This window comes from Pseudomonas sp. KCJK9058 (assembly GCF_046230975.1).
GTDB lineage: Bacteria > Pseudomonadota > Gammaproteobacteria > Pseudomonadales > Pseudomonadaceae > Aquipseudomonas > Aquipseudomonas alloputida.
In genome coordinates this window covers 45,582-62,195 of sequence record NZ_JBJJLR010000019.1, presented here as the reverse complement: position 1 = coordinate 62,195, position 16,614 = coordinate 45,582, and the positions used below count along the sequence as shown (strand labels likewise).

Annotated in this window: 13 protein-coding genes; 5 read left to right on the top strand and 8 right to left on the bottom strand. The window is 53.2% G+C overall.

Annotated features, from left to right (window positions below; translation table 11 throughout):
• Positions 1 to 37 precede the first annotated feature (37 nt).
• The 3 genes from ACK59Z_RS12885 to ACK59Z_RS12875 form a co-directional block, all read right to left on the bottom strand.
• Entirely contained in the window at positions 38 to 2,047 is a 2,010-nt protein-coding gene (locus ACK59Z_RS12885) for a nucleoside-diphosphate sugar epimerase/dehydratase (protein ID WP_108190314.1), read from the bottom strand.
• Between the two features lie 99 nt (positions 2,048 to 2,146).
• Entirely contained in the window at positions 2,147 to 3,151 is a 1,005-nt protein-coding gene (locus tag ACK59Z_RS12880) for a glycosyltransferase family 4 protein (protein WP_108190313.1), read from the bottom strand.
• The gene (locus ACK59Z_RS12875) at positions 3,148 to 4,119 is read right to left on the bottom strand and encodes an NAD-dependent epimerase/dehydratase family protein (protein ID WP_108190318.1); all 972 of its coding nucleotides are present in this window, start codon (positions 4,117 to 4,119) and stop codon (positions 3,148 to 3,150) included. Before ACK59Z_RS12875 ends, ACK59Z_RS12880 begins: the two co-directional genes overlap by 4 nt.
• Positions 4,120 to 4,886: 767 nt before the next feature.
• Between ACK59Z_RS12875 and ACK59Z_RS12870 the strand changes: the two genes are divergently transcribed.
• The 5 genes from ACK59Z_RS12870 (at position 4,887) to ACK59Z_RS12850 (ending at position 12,353) form a co-directional block, all read left to right on the top strand.
• A complete protein-coding gene (locus ACK59Z_RS12870; RefSeq protein WP_108190312.1) occupies positions 4,887 to 5,708 on the top strand; it encodes an ABC transporter permease in 822 nt (273 codons plus the stop codon).
• The gene (locus ACK59Z_RS12865; protein WP_108190311.1) at positions 5,698 to 6,972 is read left to right on the top strand and encodes an ABC transporter ATP-binding protein; all 1,275 of its coding nucleotides are present in this window, start codon (positions 5,698 to 5,700) and stop codon (positions 6,970 to 6,972) included. The genes ACK59Z_RS12870 and ACK59Z_RS12865 overlap by 11 nt, the downstream gene beginning before the upstream one ends.
• Before the next feature lie 14 nt (positions 6,973 to 6,986).
• Positions 6,987 to 10,049, top strand: coding sequence for a glycosyltransferase (locus tag ACK59Z_RS12860; RefSeq protein ID WP_121162035.1), 3,063 nt, complete (start codon positions 6,987 to 6,989; stop codon positions 10,047 to 10,049).
• Between the two features lie 109 nt (positions 10,050 to 10,158).
• Complete coding sequence (gene wecB / locus ACK59Z_RS12855) at positions 10,159 to 11,262, top strand: non-hydrolyzing UDP-N-acetylglucosamine 2-epimerase (protein WP_108190309.1); 1,104 nt, start codon at positions 10,159 to 10,161, stop codon at positions 11,260 to 11,262.
• Positions 11,253 to 12,353: a glycosyltransferase gene (locus ACK59Z_RS12850; protein WP_108190308.1), complete on the top strand. Its 1,101-nt coding sequence runs from the start codon at positions 11,253 to 11,255 to the stop codon at positions 12,351 to 12,353. Before wecB ends, ACK59Z_RS12850 begins: the two co-directional genes overlap by 10 nt.
• A gap of 16 nt (positions 12,354 to 12,369) precedes the next feature.
• Here the strand turns inward: ACK59Z_RS12850 and ACK59Z_RS12845 are convergent, their stop codons facing one another.
• From ACK59Z_RS12845 to ihfB, 5 genes are all read right to left on the bottom strand, one after another.
• Complete coding sequence (locus tag ACK59Z_RS12845; protein ID WP_108190307.1) at positions 12,370 to 13,281, bottom strand: glycosyltransferase; 912 nt, start codon at positions 13,279 to 13,281, stop codon at positions 12,370 to 12,372.
• 35 nt (positions 13,282 to 13,316) lie between these two features.
• Positions 13,317 to 13,877 carry a dTDP-4-dehydrorhamnose 3,5-epimerase gene (rfbC, locus tag ACK59Z_RS12840; RefSeq protein ID WP_108190306.1) on the bottom strand — a complete coding sequence of 187 codons (561 nt, stop codon included), beginning with the start codon at positions 13,875 to 13,877 and terminating at the stop codon, positions 13,317 to 13,319.
• Between the two features lie 192 nt (positions 13,878 to 14,069).
• Positions 14,070 to 15,518 (bottom strand): MBL fold metallo-hydrolase RNA specificity domain-containing protein, encoded by a 1,449-nt coding sequence (locus ACK59Z_RS12835; protein ID WP_108190317.1) that lies wholly within the window; start codon positions 15,516 to 15,518, stop codon positions 14,070 to 14,072.
• 116 nt (positions 15,519 to 15,634) lie between these two features.
• Positions 15,635 to 15,886: a LapA family protein gene (locus tag ACK59Z_RS12830; protein ID WP_108190305.1), complete on the bottom strand. Its 252-nt coding sequence runs from the start codon at positions 15,884 to 15,886 to the stop codon at positions 15,635 to 15,637.
• A gap of 19 nt (positions 15,887 to 15,905) precedes the next feature.
• Positions 15,906 to 16,202 (bottom strand): integration host factor subunit beta, encoded by a 297-nt coding sequence (gene ihfB / locus ACK59Z_RS12825; protein WP_108190304.1) that lies wholly within the window; start codon positions 16,200 to 16,202, stop codon positions 15,906 to 15,908.
• Between the last annotated feature and the right edge of the window lie 412 nt (positions 16,203 to 16,614).

The window sequence follows — 16,614 nt, the reverse complement described above, 5'->3', positions numbered from 1 at the left end:
ATGGCTCTTCATTGAGACGGTAGCTAAAGTAATGCTTTTACGGTTCCTGTCGCTGGCGCTCATACAGCCAGTCGACAATCTCCCCACCCGGCGTATAACCGCTCACGGTGTCCCTGAGCAACTGACGAACTGTTTTGAAGTCATCGGCCGAAATAGCTGCCATGAGCGCGTCGAGGTTGTACTTCAGCGTATCCCACGGCAGATAGTCTTCATTGGCACACATGATCATAGGATGGCGTGTAACCAAGACATTTTCGCCAATCAGCAGTTCTTCATAGAGCTTTTCACCCGGCCGCAAGCCAATGAACTCGATGGCAATATCGCCATGCGGATTATGTTCAGAGCGAATGCTCAATCCGGACAGGTGAATCATTTTTTCAGCAAGCTCCGTTATCCGTACGGGCTCGCCCATATCTAGCACGAACACGTCCCCGCCCTGCCCCATCGACCCCGCCTGAATCACCAGTTGCGCTGCTTCGGGAATCGTCATGAAATAGCGCGTGATTTTGGGGTGCGTAACCGTCAGCGGCCCACCGTGCTTGATCTGCTCATGGAACAGCGGAATGACTGAACCCGATGAACCCAGCACGTTGCCGAAGCGCACCATGGTGAATCGGGTCTTGTTCACCCGTGCGATTTTACTGCTGTCACCATACAGTACGGGTGCCGCCTCGCGGCTGAGGGCCTGCAGAATCAACTCGGAAAGACGTTTGCTACTGCCCATGACATTTGTCGGGCGTACAGCCTTATCGGTGGAAATCAGGACAAAATTCGCCACCCCCGACTGCACGGCAGCCTGGGCTGTATTTAGTGTGCCAAACACGTTGTTGATGATGCCTTCTGCCATGTTGTGCTCGACCATAGGCACGTGCTTGTAGGCAGCAGCATGGTAGACCGTGTCAACCCTCCACGCGGTCATGATATCGACCAAGTGCTGCTGATTGCGCACCGATCCCAACATTGGCAACAGCCGTACTGACAACGATTCACGCGCGACGCGTTGTTCCAGCTCGCTGAGAATTCGATAAAGGTTGTATTCGCTGTGATCGAACAACAACAAGACCTTGGGGCTCAGCCCTATGATCTGCCGGCAAAGCTCGGAGCCAATTGATCCGCCAGCCCCAGTTACCAATACCGCCTGTTTCTTGATACAGCGTTCGAGCAGGTCGGCCTGCGCCGGCACCGCGTCGCGCCCTAACAAGTCGGCAATATCGACATCTTGAATGTCATCGACCTTGACCCGGCCACTGGCCAGATCGGCAAATGCCGGCACGCTGCGTACGTGTAGCGGGTAGGCCTCCAGCAGGGCCAGTATTTCCTTGCGCCGGGCACGTGAAGCCGAAGGTAGCGCGAGAAGAACCTCCTGCGCGCCAGTATTGCTGATCAGCTTCTGCAAGTGCTTGGGCGAGTAAACCTGCAACCCAGAGATAACCCGGTTGGCGAGGTCGCCATCGTCGTCGATAAAGGCCACCGGGCGCATTGCCCGCCCCATGCGCAATGCAGCCAGGAGCTGGTTGCCCGCTGTACCTGCGCCATAAATGGCAACCTTGGTCAGCCCATCATCCCGGTGGGCGAACGGCATTGGGTGGGCACCGGTAAACCAGTCCCCAAGAAAGTACTGACGCATGATCAGCCGCAAGCCCCCGATGATTACCAGGCTCAACCACCAGTAGTTGAAAATGATCGAGCGCGGTATCACAACCCGATGGTTGCTGTACCAATAAACTACCAAGGCAAGAATCAGCGACGATAGCGTCACTGCCTTGATGATCACGACCAGTGCATCATTGCCGAAATAGCGCATGACCGCTCTGTACATGCCAAAACGGATAAATAACGGCACAGCCACTACTGGCGCGGCCAGAAACAGCCAGGTGTGCACGACAAATGGCTCGTAGACTTCATCGATACCCAACCGCACAATGAACGACAACCACAAGGCTAGCCAGATCAACACGACATCGGTACAAACCTGCAAGAGTCGCTTTTTTTGCCGTGAAAGGTTCACCAGGTACAGCCTAAGCCCCTTGTTGTTTTTGTCGCTCATCCAGTGCTCCTTGGTGCCAATGTGCATTGCTCCCCTGACCAGCCGCTTCGCGAGCCCACACACCTGAGCAGCCGGGTCATGCTGTTGCCTCGAGCCATGCTATTCCTGTTCTCCCGCGCGGTACTTGACTGCCAGCAGCGTCAGAGGTACGTAGGCGATCAAGGTTCCCAAGGCCCCGTCCAGCTTCAGCATCACTACCGCCATCGCAACAGGTAACAGCCATAGCAGGTTAATGGCTGCAACTCCCAGGCTCACCGGCAGATGGCTGCCATGGCGGCGTGATGCAAACTGATACGCATGGCTACGGTGGGCCTCATAGACCTTTTCACCACGCCCGAGCCTACGGATCAGCGTGAATGTGGCATCAACCACGAACACACCCAAAAGTATTAACCACCCCCAGAATAATAGTGGGTTTATCCAGGCGGCTTGCAATGCCAGAATCCCCAGCACGACCCCCAAAAATCCGCTGCCTGCATCCCCCATGAAAATGCGGGCAGGGGGAAAGTTCCAGAACAGGAAACCCGCCACTGCCATGGCCAGCAACATCGGCAACCAGGCGCCCTGCAGATTGCCGGTTAATCCATACAGCACAGCTCCGCCAAGGCAAACGCAGATAGCCTCAATACTGGCTAAACCATCAATGCCATCCATGAAGTTGTAAAGGTTGAGCAACCACACCAGATACAACAGCCCGATGGCTACCCCAAGGAACGCCGGTGCCAACTGCATGCCAAACACAATTAGCGGTGGCATACCACCCAACCAGTACAACCCCCAGCCAGCCGCTGCAAAATGACCTAGCAAACGCCAGCGCGCTGCAATGTGCCCGTGGTCATCCATGAAACCGATCAGTGCAACCAGCCCACCCGCTCCGGCCACGGCGCACATTAGCTCGGGGGCGACGATGCCGCTCCAGCCCAAACCCAGCATTGCACACAGGAAGGTGACAACGAATGCTACCCCACCGCCGCGAGGAGTTGGCATAGAGTGGGAGCTTCGAGCATTGGGGATGTCTAGCAGACGACGGGCCATCGCATAACGACGCAGTGCCGCGGTCAACAGCAGCGAGGCCACACCTGCAATCAAAATCAACCAAATCATGGGCGTCGGGCTTCCAGAAAAGATCGGGCGGTCATGGCCAAGCCTTGCTCCAGCGTCAAGGGTGGTCTCCATCCGAGAAAACGATGGTTTTTGCCAATGTCGGCTTGCAATGAGCAGCAGAGCCGTTGCGCAAGGTCGCTTCGGCCGAGCACTCGCGCGGCAAACAACAAACCAGGAATCGGCACCGAAAAGACCCGCGGTGGGCGCCCGAGCGCAACCCCCAGCGCTCGCAACAACTGAGGAAGAGAAACATCCTCACCGTCACTGGCCAGAAAGGTCTGGTTCGCCGCATTCGGATGGCCAATGCAAGTAATGATCAAATCAACAAGGTTGGCGATTGAAACCAGACTGCGCCGGTTGTCTACTGCCCCGAAAGGTAATGGTATGCCAAGCTGCACCCAACGCATCATGCTGTGGAAATTGGCCCGGACACCCGGCCCGTATACCAGCACCGGCCGAATGATCACGACCTCCATGCCGGTGGCCTGCGCCAATTGACGCAAGCCTTGCTCCGCTTGGCATTTGGAGACTGCATAGGCGTCACCTGGGGCAGGCGCTTGATCCGCAGAGAAAGGTCGTCCTGCGGCGCTCACTTCGCCATTGACCTTGATCGTACTTATGAAAATAAAGCGACTCACCCCAGCCGCAGCAGCTTGTTGGGCCAGCCGGAGAGTACCGTCTACATTGACCCTTCTGAACTCGGCCAAGCCGTCGCTGGCAGTTTCCTTCATCACGTGTACACGCGCTGCGAGATGCACTACCACGTCAACACCGACAAGTACTGGCGCCCAATCCGTCGAAGCGGACAGCTCGCCCACGACGGCAGCGCTCACGCTGCAAGGCAGCATGGTACCGGCCTGGCGAAGCGCCGCACGGGTGTTGTAAACATCTTGTTCAACCAACTCTTGACACAGTGCACGGCCCACGAACCCGCTGGCCCCAGTGACAAGAACCGTTCGCCTATCCATGAGAAATGACTCGCAAACGTTGACAAAGAACGCTGATATAGCGCGTTCTTCTGGATGAATCATTATTGCAAGTGGCCACCCAGGCGTACCAAGCAGTAATCATCGTACACACCTTATGTAGACTAGCGTGAGGCCTCGAAAGCATACGCGCAATGGTTGAGCGGTAGTGTATACACCTGTTGTTCATCGCACTAGGTATGGAAATTTCCGTACGCTCTGTCAGATTTTTCAACAACCAGACATACACAAAAATCCAACCTTGTCAAAAGTACACGAAGCAGCAGACTTGCGCATAAGCCGAAACGCTACGCGCAGTTTTACATAATTAAGCATCAGCACGAACAATCCGGCACAACCATCGCTGGAAACGCCAGCATCTGCGCCCAGAGTTCAGCCCGCCCACCACCATGACCCGCTGGCCTCAAATCAAATTCCTGCAGGACATTTACCTAATGCTCTGCAGGTTTTTTCTGAAATTTGGCACCACCGGTTTGCCACCATCGAGCCCTGCTATCATCAGGACAAAGCACCGCCTCTACATATGCTAGACGCTCTCCCTCACCGCATTCGAAGGCTGCATCGGCCGTCTCCCACTCCACCTCTGGAAAAGCCTCTCTCAGACCAGTAGGATGTGATCGGGAATCAGCCCGGAAGCGCTACCGCAGTTGCGCCTCTGGCCAAACGATAGGGTGAGGCCTGCTGGGATATGCGGCCTGCAAGCGGGACTTATAAGCTCCCTATTTGGTTAATGGAAATGAGCGCGCTCAATGCAAAACTATTCAGTATCGCCGTTGGAGATGATTAAGAGCCTTTGGCGCAACAAGCTATTGATCGTACAACTCAGCAAACGAGAAGTTCTTGATCGTTACCGCGGGTCGGTCCTCGGACTATCTTGGTCCTTTTTCAATCCCGTTCTGATGCTAATAATTTACACTTTCGTTTTTTCCGTAGTATTCAAGGCACGCTGGGGTGGAAATCCGGAGGAAAGCAAGTCTGACTTTGCGATCATCCTCTACATCGGCTTGATACTTCACGGCCTGTTTGCTGAATGCATCAACCGCTCGCCCAACCTTATTACCTCCAATGTAAGTTATGTAAAGAAAGTGGTATTCCCGCTGGAAATCCTGCCTTGGGCGGCGTTGCTTTCTTCCCTATTTCACGCTTTTATCAACTTCCTCGTCCTGCTTATTGCAATGTTCTTACTGAATCAGTCAGTGCCCCTTACGGCTGCGCTGTTCCCGCTCGTCATACTGCCACTTATCTTGGGCACGCTTGGCTTCAGCTGGTTTATCGCCGCCTTGGGCGTCTACCTGCGAGATGTCAGCCAGGTCACAAACATGATCACCACTATCCTGCTTTTCATGTCCGGGGTGTTCTTCCCAATCACCGCCCTGCCGGTGGCCTACCATGAGTGGCTGCGCCTGAATCCTCTGGCGACCATCATCGAACAAAGCCGCAATGTCCTAATTTTTGGCCACTCCCCCGATTTGACCGCACTTGCGTACCTCTATGCACTGGGCCTGCTGACTGCAATCTGTGGCTTCGCCTGGTTCCAGAAAACTCGCAAAGGATTCGCAGATGTGCTCTGAAAATGTCATTACAGTGGCCGATGTCTCCAAGTGCTACGAGATCTACGAGAAGCCTCATCACAGGCTCCTGCAGATACTCAGCCGAGGCCGTCGAAATTATTGCCAGGAGTTCTGGGCAGTCAGGAATGTGTCATTCGAGATAAAGGCAGGTGAAACCGTTGGCATTATTGGCAGCAATGGCTCTGGCAAGTCCACGCTGCTGCAAATGCTGTGCGGTACGCTCAATACCACCGCGGGCGAGATCACGGTAAAGGGCCGCATTGCGGCATTGCTTGAGCTTGGCGCCGGGTTCAACCCCGAGTTTACCGGCCGGGAAAACGTGTATCTGAATGCTGCGATACTCGGCCTGACTCGAGAGCAGATCGACCAGCAATTCGAGGCTATCGAAGCATTTGCCGAAATAGGAAGTTTTATCGACCAACCGGTCAAGACCTATTCGTCTGGCATGTATGTACGTCTGGCTTTTTCCGTAGCGATCCACACCAGTCCAAGCATTCTGGTGGTCGACGAGGCGCTGTCTGTCGGTGACGCGCGCTTCCAGGCCAAATGCCTGGACCGAATCAAGCAGATGAAGCAATCTGGTGTGAGCATCCTGTTCGTTTCGCATGATGTGGGCGCTGTCCGCAGCTTGTGCGATCGGGCAGTCTGGCTCGACAAAGGTGTCGTACGCGGTATAGGTGATGTCTTCATGATTACTGCGCTCTACACCGAACACCTGTTCAACGGTAGCAAGCCTGAAACAGAATCTGGTGAGGCAGGGCAAGCCGAGCCTGCAGCCCTCCCCCCCCTGCAACACCGGCCGATCAATCACTGGGGCTCACACGTGGGGCTGATCGTCAGCGCCGGCCTGTACGATCGTCACGGCCAACAGAAAAGCCTGTTCGTCGATTACGAGCCTATTACCGTCAAAATTCGCTTCCGCCCACAAATACTGAAAGGAATCGATGGCCTTTCTGTATCATTTTCCATCAAGAACCTGGCGGGAACCGACTTGGTGGTCGGCAGCACTTGGAACCATGATCATTTTTTTGATGAGCACACGACCCAAGACGAAGTGACTTTCCAATTCGAAAACCCATTGATTACCGGTGAGTACTTGCTGGTCGCAGCTGTTGAAAATCGCTCATCGGCCAGCATTCACTATTACGAATACGTGGAAGGTGCGCAGTACTTTTCTTCTTCCTTTGTGAGCAACCCGTTTGGACAATTCATGCCACGAATGGCGGTGTCCATGGCGGCGACCAATGCAAACACTTCGATTTAAGGACGACTCGCCCGATGAAGCAGCCTTCTGCTCCTGATTCACATGACAGCCCGCTGGACGACGTCAACTCTTTGACATACTGGGATCATCGCTTTTCCACCGATTGGGAGGAAAACCATGGGCGCGAACAGAGTCGCTTCTTTAGCGAAATCGCCGTCGAATTGATGCCGCAATGGCTCACCGATTATTGGCGAAACGAGGGGCTCTCCCTTTGCGATTGGGGCTGCGCCCAGGGTGATGGCACCTCCAGACTCGCTGAAGTACTGGGCCTGAGCAAAGTGACTGGCGTCGACTTTTCGCCAGAAGCAATCGAAAAAGCCACTGAACAATATCCCGCGCAAGCTTTTCTCTGCACTGACTTTCTGGGTGAAGACAGTCCCCAGTGCTGGGATATCGTTTTTTCTTCGAATACCCTTGAGCATTTCGAGCACCCCTGGGAAGTACTGAAAAAGGTCGCTGCGCACGCCAAGGACTTTGTGGTGCTGCTACTACCGTTCCGGGAACAGGAGCGCATCAAAGAGCACTTTTACACGTTTGACTACGCCAACATCCCTTTCACCCTGAATGACTGGACCCTCGTCCACTCTCGCTCAATTACAACAAGTGACCGAACGCCTAATTATTGGCCAGGTGAGCAGCTGCTACTCGTCTATGTCAGCCACACTATGCTCACACAGGTCGGTCCGACCTTGGATCATATGGAAATTGAAACCGCAGCAGGTAGGCTGATGCCACATGAACTCGAGATTCACCAGCAGACCCGTGAGGCGCTTGATGAGCTGAACAGGGTCCGCCAGGACCTGAGCAAAGCCACCAAGGCCCTCAACGAAGCCAACCAGGCGCTGCGCGACTCATCAACGCGCGAAGAGAGCCTGCAGAACAGCCTTGCAGACTCACGTTTGTCCCAAGCCCGGCTCAAGGAACAGCTTGAGCAGCTAATGCAAAGCCACTCCTGGAAAATGACATCCCCGCTGCGCTTTGCAATGCGGGTAGCCAGGCACGGGTTGCTGGCTCAAGACAAACACACCGTCAAGCAGCTTTGCAAAAGCAGCTTCCACCGCCTGCCATTGCCCGCCAGCATCAAGCAGCAAGCACTTAACCTGTACCGGAAATCCAAAGGCCAGCCAGTCATGAATGCCCCACTGCCCGTCGCAGCAGGCAAGGTGGCTTTGCCTGCTATCACGCCGACAGCGCAAATACCTGGCGTTCCTGACTATATCTTCTGGGGGGTCATTGACTGGCACTTCAGACACCAGCGCCCACAACAACTGGCACAAGCCTTGGCTAACGCTGGTCGCCGGGTCTTCTATATCTCTGTCAATCTGGTCGACTGTCCTGATGAAGGGTTCAATGTCGAGCAGCTTGACAGTGCCGGTCGCCTGTTCCAGATCAATTTGTATGCCAAGGGCGCGCCGGTCATTTATTACAATCCGGCAGGCGTCGACACAACTCACCAGTTACGCAATTCTATCGGTCGCATGCTCACCTGGGCCAACTCCCGCGCTTTGGTCTCAGTGGTTCAACACGCTTTCTGGTATGAAACTGCTACCGTGCTGCCAAACAGCAAGGTGGTGTACGACTGCATGGACCACCATGAGGGCTTTGGCAATGTCTCCGAGGAAATGCTCGCCATTGAAAAAGCACTGGTGCTGAACTCTGATCTGACTATCACCACTTCGTCGTGGCTGGATGAATTGGTAGGTAAAAGCACCTCGAAACGCGCCCTTATCCGAAACGCCGGCGAGTATGGGCATTTTGCCAACCGCCCAGACAAACTATTCCAGGCACCTCAAGCACAAAAGGTCATAGGCTATTATGGCGCCATTGCCGAATGGTTCGATGTAGACCTGCTGGCGTCCATTGCAGCACGCTTCCCTCAACACTTGATCTTGCTGATAGGCGCCGATACCGTTAACGCATCGGCTCAGCTGTCTCAATACAAGAACGTTGTATTTACCGGGGAGAAGCCTTATGCCGAATTGCCTGGTTACTTGCACGCTTTCGACGTATGCCTGTTACCGTTCAAAGTTATTCCGTTGACGCTAGCAACCAACCCTGTAAAAGTGTATGAGTATCTGAGCGCCGGAAAACCTGTTGTGTCTGTAGATCTACCGGAAATGCTCCAATTCGAAAACCTGGTACATACGGCAAAGGATCATGAAGCGTTCCTTCAAGCGATTGAGCAGGTATTGACTCATCCTTGCAGCGATCAGGATATTATCGAGCGCCAGCAATTTGCCAGCAATCAGACCTGGCTGCACCGCGCCGAACAGCTCAGCCATGTTATCGAGAATCCTGAAATAAATGGGCCTCGTATCAGTGTTGTGGTTGTTACTTATAATAATTTGGAGTTGACCAAGGCCTGCTTGAGCAGCTTGGATGAACATACCAACTATAACAACTTCGAAATTATTGTCGTGGACAACGCGTCTGCAGACGGCTCACCGGATTATCTACGCGAATGGGCCAGCAAAGGCGGAAACCGTCGGCTGATTCTCAATGACGACAACCTGGGCTTCGCCGCAGGTAACAATGTGGGGCTTGCTGTCGCCGATGGCGACTATCTGGTGCTGTTGAACAATGACACCTACGTCACGCCTGGCTGGCTGAGCACACTGTATCGCCACCTGGAACGCGACCCCACACTGGGCATCATCGGCCCCGTCACAAACAATATTGGCAATGAAGCTAAAATTCAGATCAGCTACTCCAACATGGACGAAATGCTGGAAGCTTCCAATTTGTACACACGAGCCAATATAGGCAAGACACACAAGCTGCACACAGCGGCATTCTTCTGTGTAATGTTCTCCCGGAGTATTTACGAACAAGTGGGACCTCTGGATGAAGCCTTCGGTCGCGGTTTCTTCGAAGATGACGACTACTGCCGCCGCATTCAACAACTGGGCCGTTCAGTGGCGTGTGCTGAAGACGTGTTTATTCACCACCACCTGTCTGCCTCCTTTAACAAGCTACGCAGCGCCGACCGTCAAGCCTTGTTTGAACAAAACAAGGCGCTCTATGAAGCGAAATGGGGCCCTTGGGTACCGCATGGTTACAGAGCGGAGGGCAAATAGGCCATGACGCCCGTGGCTGCATGTTTTGACCCCCACTAAAGCTCCCGAAAATATCTGATGGGCGGCGGGGCTCTCCGCCGTTCTCAGCCACAAGCAAGCAGGTGTACGCATGAAAATTATCTGTACGGTCGGGACCAGACCAGAAGCCATCAAAATGGCCCCCGTAATTCTCGAGCTAAAGAAGCAACCTTGGGCAACGGTGCGCGTTCTTGCAACTGCGCAACACCGTGAAATGCTGGATCAAGTGATGGCGTTCTTCGATATCGTGCCGGACATCGACCTGAACATCATGAAGCCTAACCAGAACCTAACCGAACTGACTGCGCGGCTTCTGGTCGAGCTCGACAAAGTATTGCTGGAGGAGCAACCTGACGTCGTGTTGGCCCAAGGTGATACCACCACAGTATTTGCCATGGCGCTGGCCTGCTTTTACCGCCGCATCCCCTTCGGACATGTTGAGGCGGGCTTGCGCACGTGGGACATTCAAAATCCGTTCCCGGAAGAAGCCAACCGCGTGCTTGCAGGTCGTCTCACCCGCTGGCATTTCGCTCCGACAGAAAGTTCGAAAGACAACCTTTTACGCGAGGGTATACCGGCAACGGACATCACCGTAACCGGCAATACTGTCATCGATGCACTGTTGATGACGGCCCAAAAGGACCTGGAAATCGGCGTAGATATTGATCCAAAGAAACGCCTGATCCTGGTTACCTCCCATCGGCGTGAAAATTTTGGCGAACCCATCAAAAATATCTGTAGCGCGCTGAAAACACTCGCCGAGCGTAATAGCGACATTCAGATTCTATATCCGGTACATCCCAACCCTAATGTGCATGATGTGGCCCACGCCATGCTCGGTGATATTGATAACATCATCTTGTGCAAGCCGCTCGATTACGCACCGTTCATCGCTGCCATGAAACGCGCTTATTTGATCATCAGTGATTCCGGGGGTGTTCAGGAGGAAGCACCCGCGCTGGGAATACCAGTACTTGTACTGCGAGAAGAAACCGAGCGACCTGAAGCCGTCGATATGGGCGTAGTGAAGCTCGTTGGGCCCAACCAACAGCGCATTATTGACGAAGCCCAACAGTTGCTCGACGACGCAAGCGCCTACGAATCAATGGCGCGAGGGGTTTCACCTTATGGCGACGGAAAAGGCGCGGCTCGTATTGTCGAGGTGTTGAAGGAACACTTTGCACAATGCAGCTAATTTATCTTTCCCCCGTCCCGTGGAGCAGTTTTTCCCAGCGGCCGCAAAAGTTCGCAAATTGGTTTCATCACTCGACCAATGGCAATGTTATGTGGGTAGACCCTTACCCCAGTCGATTGCCACAGCTCAGCGATCTGACCCACTCACGCGGTAGCGACAGGGGGATTGAGGCTCAAGAACCTTGGGTTGATGTGCTCAAACCACGCTCATTGCCAATTGAGCCATTGCCCTTTTCCGGGGCAATTAACAGTAGATTGTTCTGGTCATCGAACCTGCAAAAAGCGCAGCGCTTTGGAACGGCGAACCCGACTATTATTGTCGTCGGCAAACCCTCTGAACTGGCGATCCGACTCATTCAATCATTGCCGGATTGCCCTGCCATTTACGATGCGATGGATGATTTCCCAGCGTTTTTTTCGGGCTTATCACGCACGGCCATGCAGAAACGTGAAGCTAAGTTGGCGACACTTTGCCACACCGTACTGGCATCATCCACGCTACTAGTGGAAAAATGGCGGAAGCAGCATTCGGACGTCCGTTTCGTGGCAAATGCTTTGGATACACAGATGATTCCGGCATGGTCCGAAAAAGCCTCTCACAGTGAGCGTAAACTGTTTGGCTATGTCGGGACCGTCGGCGCCTGGTTTGATTGGAACTGGACCATAAAGCTGGCACGTGCGCGCCCAGAGGATACAGTGCTTATTGTCGGACCTATCAGTAATCGTTATGCCGGTAAATTACCCAATAATATTGTCATTCGCCCGCCGTGCAGCCATCGCGAAGCACTCGAGCTGATGCACACTTTTGACATCGCGCTCATACCTTTTCAGAAAACATCTCTGACAGCGAGCGTCGACCCTATCAAATACTACGAATACATAGCCGCCGGCTTACCGGTAATTACCACCAGCTTTGGTGAAATGAATTACAGACGCAACGAAACGGGCGTTTATATTTGCGACGTTCAAGATTGCATTGACGAAGTCGTTCATCAGGCGCTGAATTATAGAGCCACACCCGAGTTCATCGAAACGTTCAAGCGCCACAACAGTTGGTCAAGCCGTTTTTTGAGTGCCGGAATTCTTCAATAAAGGCAAAAACACAAAATTAATATATATTTAGCAACAACATAATAAGAAATACCAGCCGATCCTTGGGATTACGGCGAGTCTGACCTATATTTCTCAACAAAAACCAGCGGTTTGAAATATCGATCTCGGGACGGTCTGGCGACGCTTCCCGCTCTGCTTGTAGCAGGGCGGCGATTTTCTCCACCTCGCCCCGATACCATCCTTCACGCACAAGATTTAGCCGTTTTAAAATTGGCTTTAAGCCGCTGTTAGCGCCCATCTGGTTGGTCGCATGCTGTCGATAGTCCAACTTGGGACGCGCGTCGATAAACCATACCCATCCAGAGCTTCGTGCCCACGCGTAGATCAGCCAATCATGCAATGCCACTGCATTCACCGATTGCCAATGGCTCTTTATGAATCTCTGAAAATCCTGCGCCAAGCATCGGCGCAATACATAAGTACAGCCCGGCCCCGCCGCCTCAAAAAAATAGTCATAGCGCTTTTGAGCAAAGGCTTTATTGATAAGTTTTTTTCGCCCGCCCGACCAAAAAGCAGTGACATTGGCCGAATAAGCATCCGCCACGCCACTGCGGATGATCTCATGCGCCGTTATCAACTTATCTGAATGCCATATGTCATCCTGATCCGAAAATGCCACGTAGTCATAACTTGAAACATCGACATCGCGCAAAAGCCGGAAGAAATTCTTACCCGCCCCTCCAAACACGCCACTGGGCAGCACCCGCAATGCGGGGTTACGCTGCCCATACTCCACTAACCACTCATGCGTTCCATCGTCAGACCGGTCAACGCTGGCATAAATGGTAACATCAACATGTTTTTGTTGCAGGATGGATTCAACCTGCTCGAACAACCACTCGACACCATTATAAGCAGCCATTAATACTGCGACATGAGGCCTGCTATTGGGCGCGGAACTAGGCATATTCAACAACCATTGAATCGACGGAGATGAAAAACTTATTCAAGGACGGCAGCTGCCAAGTACGGTGCCTCTTTATCCTTTGCGCTCACAATCAAATCCCGATCAAGACGCGGCCACGCTATCGCAATTTTCGGATCTGCCCAATTCACACTACCCTCACAATCGCGCGCGTAATAATCACTGACCTTGTAAAGCACCTGGGTACCTTCTTCCAGTGCCAAGAAGCCATGAGCGAAGCCAGCTGGAACCCACAGCATCCGCCCATTCTTGGCACTTAGCTCCACCCCTACCCATTTGCCAAATGTTGCTGACTCTTTCCTAATATCAACGGCCACATCGAAAATGGCACCCTGAGTGACGCTGACCAGCTTATCCTGCGGGTGGGGGGAGCGCTGGTAATGCAATCCACGTAGCACACCCTTCCTGGAACAAGACCTGTTATCCTGTACCAGGCGGGGTGCCTTGATGCCCAGCTCGCTCAGCGTAGCCTGAAATACACGCTCATTGAAACTTTCGACGAACCAACCACGCTCATCCTCATAAAAGTTCGGTTCAAGTATCAACACATCAGACAAATCAGTTCGGGTTACCTTCATCGCTCAATACCAGATTTATAAAATAGAAAGCTTATACACTGAGGTCATTCCAAAAACTTGAAACATGCGAAATGTCCACGCAGCTACTCCAGTCAGTCTAACACGCTCATCATCATGCGGGTACGCCTGATTGAAATGCATTGCATTCGAACATTTTCGAATGAGAGGACCAGGCCTGTCGCTGGGGGCTGATCATTGTGGAATCTTTATACATATTTTTTTTTGCTTTTCGCCATAACGCTTGCGCAACCTATCGGCCAAGGCAGCCTTCGCTCTGCGCTCACCATGTACCAGAATAATCTCCCGGGATACAGTCAATTCCCCGGCCGCAAACTGCAAAAGCCCTTGCTGATCCGCATGAGACGAATACCCGTTTAAGCTGGTTATCTTTGCTCGTATCTCATGCATTTCGCCATCCAGATCAATCTGCACAAACCCTTCAGCACCTTCGCTGGCCTGAATCACAGCACCGGGCGTACCCTTTGCCTGATATCCGACAAACACGACCTCATGGCGCGGATCACCCAACATGGCCTTCAGATAATTGACGATACGCCCACCTGAACACATGCCGTTACCTGCAATGACAATGGCCGGTCGCCTTGTGCTTTTCAGGTAATTGACCACTCTTTGATGATCTGTATGGCTATCGACGCAGATAAGTTGACCGAACCCAAGCGGCGCCCTACCCTCGCTCAATCGCTGCCTGGCCTCTGCCCCCCAATACTCATGCAAAGTCAGATACGCACGGGTAATGCGCTTGGCAAGAGGTGAATCAAGAATTACCGGCAATTCTGACCAGTCCATGGTCTGCAACTGCTCCGCGTCCTCGCCTGCACGGCGGGCCTTTAGCAATTGCCTGCGATGAAGGATGTCCTCCAACTCGCAAAGCAACTCCTGCGTTCGCCCCAAGCTGAATGCAGGTATCAGAACCGTGCCGCCATCAAGCAACGCATGATCAATAACCGACTCCAGCTGCGCTTGACGCCCCTTGCACTCAGGGTGCAACCGATCTCCGTAGGTACTCTCCAACACCAGGACGTCCGCACGTTCAGGTGGGCGCACATCCTGCAGAAGCGAATTACCTGGCGCACCCAGATCACCTGAGAAGACTATACGTGTCGAAATACCGTTCGCCGGGTAACTGACATCACACTCTATATACGCAGACCCAAGCAGATGACCAGCACGCTGCAGGCGAATGGAACAGCTAAGCGCATGGGTTTCGACCAATTGATGCCAGCGTTCGAACGGCAGAGGCGTAATCAAGCGATGCAACAGCGCCATGTAGCGCTCAACCTCAATGGGGCCCGCCTTGACACCAACCTTGTAAGCGTCTTCCAGCACAAGGGGCAAAAGCGCAGCGGTTGGCTCGCTGCACAGGATTGGCCCTCGAAACCCTGCAGCCAGCAGCGCTGGGATACGCCCCACATGATCGAGGTGTGCATGAGTTACGAGCAACGCTTGAATACCGCCGACATCAAAATTCAGGGTGGCGAATGCCGCCCCCATATCAAACTCGCGACCCTGTTCAAGGCCACAATCGACCAGCACGCTGGTTTCCGGATCGAGATGAAGCTGATGACAGGAGCCGGTGACACTTTTAATGCCACCATGGTGGGAGAGGCTAGGGTATTGCATGAAGCTCACGCTCGCAGTGATCGAATGAGGAAATGTGTATTTCTCCACTTCGAGCGATTGGAGCGCAGGCAAGCATTTCTGAGACTAATGAAGGAAATTTCTCTATTTTTAATCAATCAAGCCGTGCGACTTAAGGACGTACGAATTTTTCGCTTGCTGCGCTGAACACTGTAGGCCCCCAACAAAGGACCTATGGCCAGACCTATGATCAGAGCCGCCAACACAGGGAGCGCAACCGGCATCTCTGGAGTTACCTCCCCCAAAAACGTCAACTGCACTGCCTGCTGATTTTCCAACACGAAGAACAGTACCAACGCCGCCAACAGCAAGACGAACAAGGCAACCAAAGCGCGCTTAATATTACGCATCATTCTGCTCCTTTGCCGCTCATGGGTGAGCGTCCTCTTCTTCGTTGACTCGATCCCGCAACTCCTTACCCGGTTTAAAATGGGGCACGAACTTACCTTCGAGCTCTACTGACTGGCCTGTCTTGGGGTTTCGCCCGACGCGGGGGGCGCGATAGTGCAGTGAAAAGCTGCCAAAACCACGGATCTCTATGCGATCACCGGTGGCCAGACATTGAGACATCTGTTCAAGCATGGTCTTGATGGCCAGCTCAACGTCCTTGGACGAAAGCAAGCCCTGATGGGTGACAATACGTTCGATCAGCTCCGACTTCGTCATGATTTTCCCTTCGTTATCAAGCAGCTAGATCATTGCTTAATCAGGTTTTAGCACGCTCGGAAGGATTTGAACAGGGCAGTTCTTGACTTAAGAAGAAATTTCGAGATTGATCTGACGAAAAAAATTCATGCACCGCGCCCCCGGCTACCGCTGATCGGGTAGCCTCCTCATATCACCCTTGTACCCTGCGGCCCACGGGGAAAACGCATAGATAGCTATTGAAATCCACTTCGCAACGGTGTAATCAGAAAGGCCGGCATGGGGCCGGCCCATGGAGGTGGCTGTAATGGATGAAGCTGATTTTTTCGAACGATGCCAACAGCTCTCGCAAGAGTGCTCGTCGAGCTACAGCGCGATCCGCATTTACCTGATGGACAAACCTCTACCAGCCGATCAGCCTCCACCCATGGAG

Excerpts from the sequence above, each read along its gene's own strand:
- ACK59Z_RS12885 (WP_108190314.1), bottom strand. The coding sequence starts at position 2,047 with ATGAGCGACAAAAACAACAAGGGGCTTAGGCTGTACCTGGTGAACCTT.
- ACK59Z_RS12880 (WP_108190313.1), bottom strand. The coding sequence starts at position 3,151 with ATGATTTGGTTGATTTTGATTGCAGGTGTGGCCTCGCTGCTGTTGACC.
- ACK59Z_RS12875 (WP_108190318.1), bottom strand. The coding sequence starts at position 4,119 with ATGGATAGGCGAACGGTTCTTGTCACTGGGGCCAGCGGGTTCGTGGGC.
- ACK59Z_RS12870 (WP_108190312.1), top strand. The coding sequence starts at position 4,887 with ATGCAAAACTATTCAGTATCGCCGTTGGAGATGATTAAGAGCCTTTGG.
- ACK59Z_RS12865 (WP_108190311.1), top strand. The coding sequence starts at position 5,698 with ATGTGCTCTGAAAATGTCATTACAGTGGCCGATGTCTCCAAGTGCTAC.
- ACK59Z_RS12860 (WP_121162035.1), top strand. The coding sequence starts at position 6,987 with ATGAAGCAGCCTTCTGCTCCTGATTCACATGACAGCCCGCTGGACGAC.
- wecB (WP_108190309.1), top strand. The coding sequence starts at position 10,159 with ATGAAAATTATCTGTACGGTCGGGACCAGACCAGAAGCCATCAAAATG.
- ACK59Z_RS12850 (WP_108190308.1), top strand. The coding sequence starts at position 11,253 with ATGCAGCTAATTTATCTTTCCCCCGTCCCGTGGAGCAGTTTTTCCCAG.
- ACK59Z_RS12845 (WP_108190307.1), bottom strand. The coding sequence starts at position 13,281 with ATGCCTAGTTCCGCGCCCAATAGCAGGCCTCATGTCGCAGTATTAATG.
- rfbC (WP_108190306.1), bottom strand. The coding sequence starts at position 13,877 with ATGAAGGTAACCCGAACTGATTTGTCTGATGTGTTGATACTTGAACCG.
- ACK59Z_RS12835 (WP_108190317.1), bottom strand. The coding sequence starts at position 15,518 with ATGCAATACCCTAGCCTCTCCCACCATGGTGGCATTAAAAGTGTCACC.
- ACK59Z_RS12830 (WP_108190305.1), bottom strand. The coding sequence starts at position 15,886 with ATGCGTAATATTAAGCGCGCTTTGGTTGCCTTGTTCGTCTTGCTGTTG.
- ihfB (WP_108190304.1), bottom strand. The coding sequence starts at position 16,202 with ATGACGAAGTCGGAGCTGATCGAACGTATTGTCACCCATCAGGGCTTG.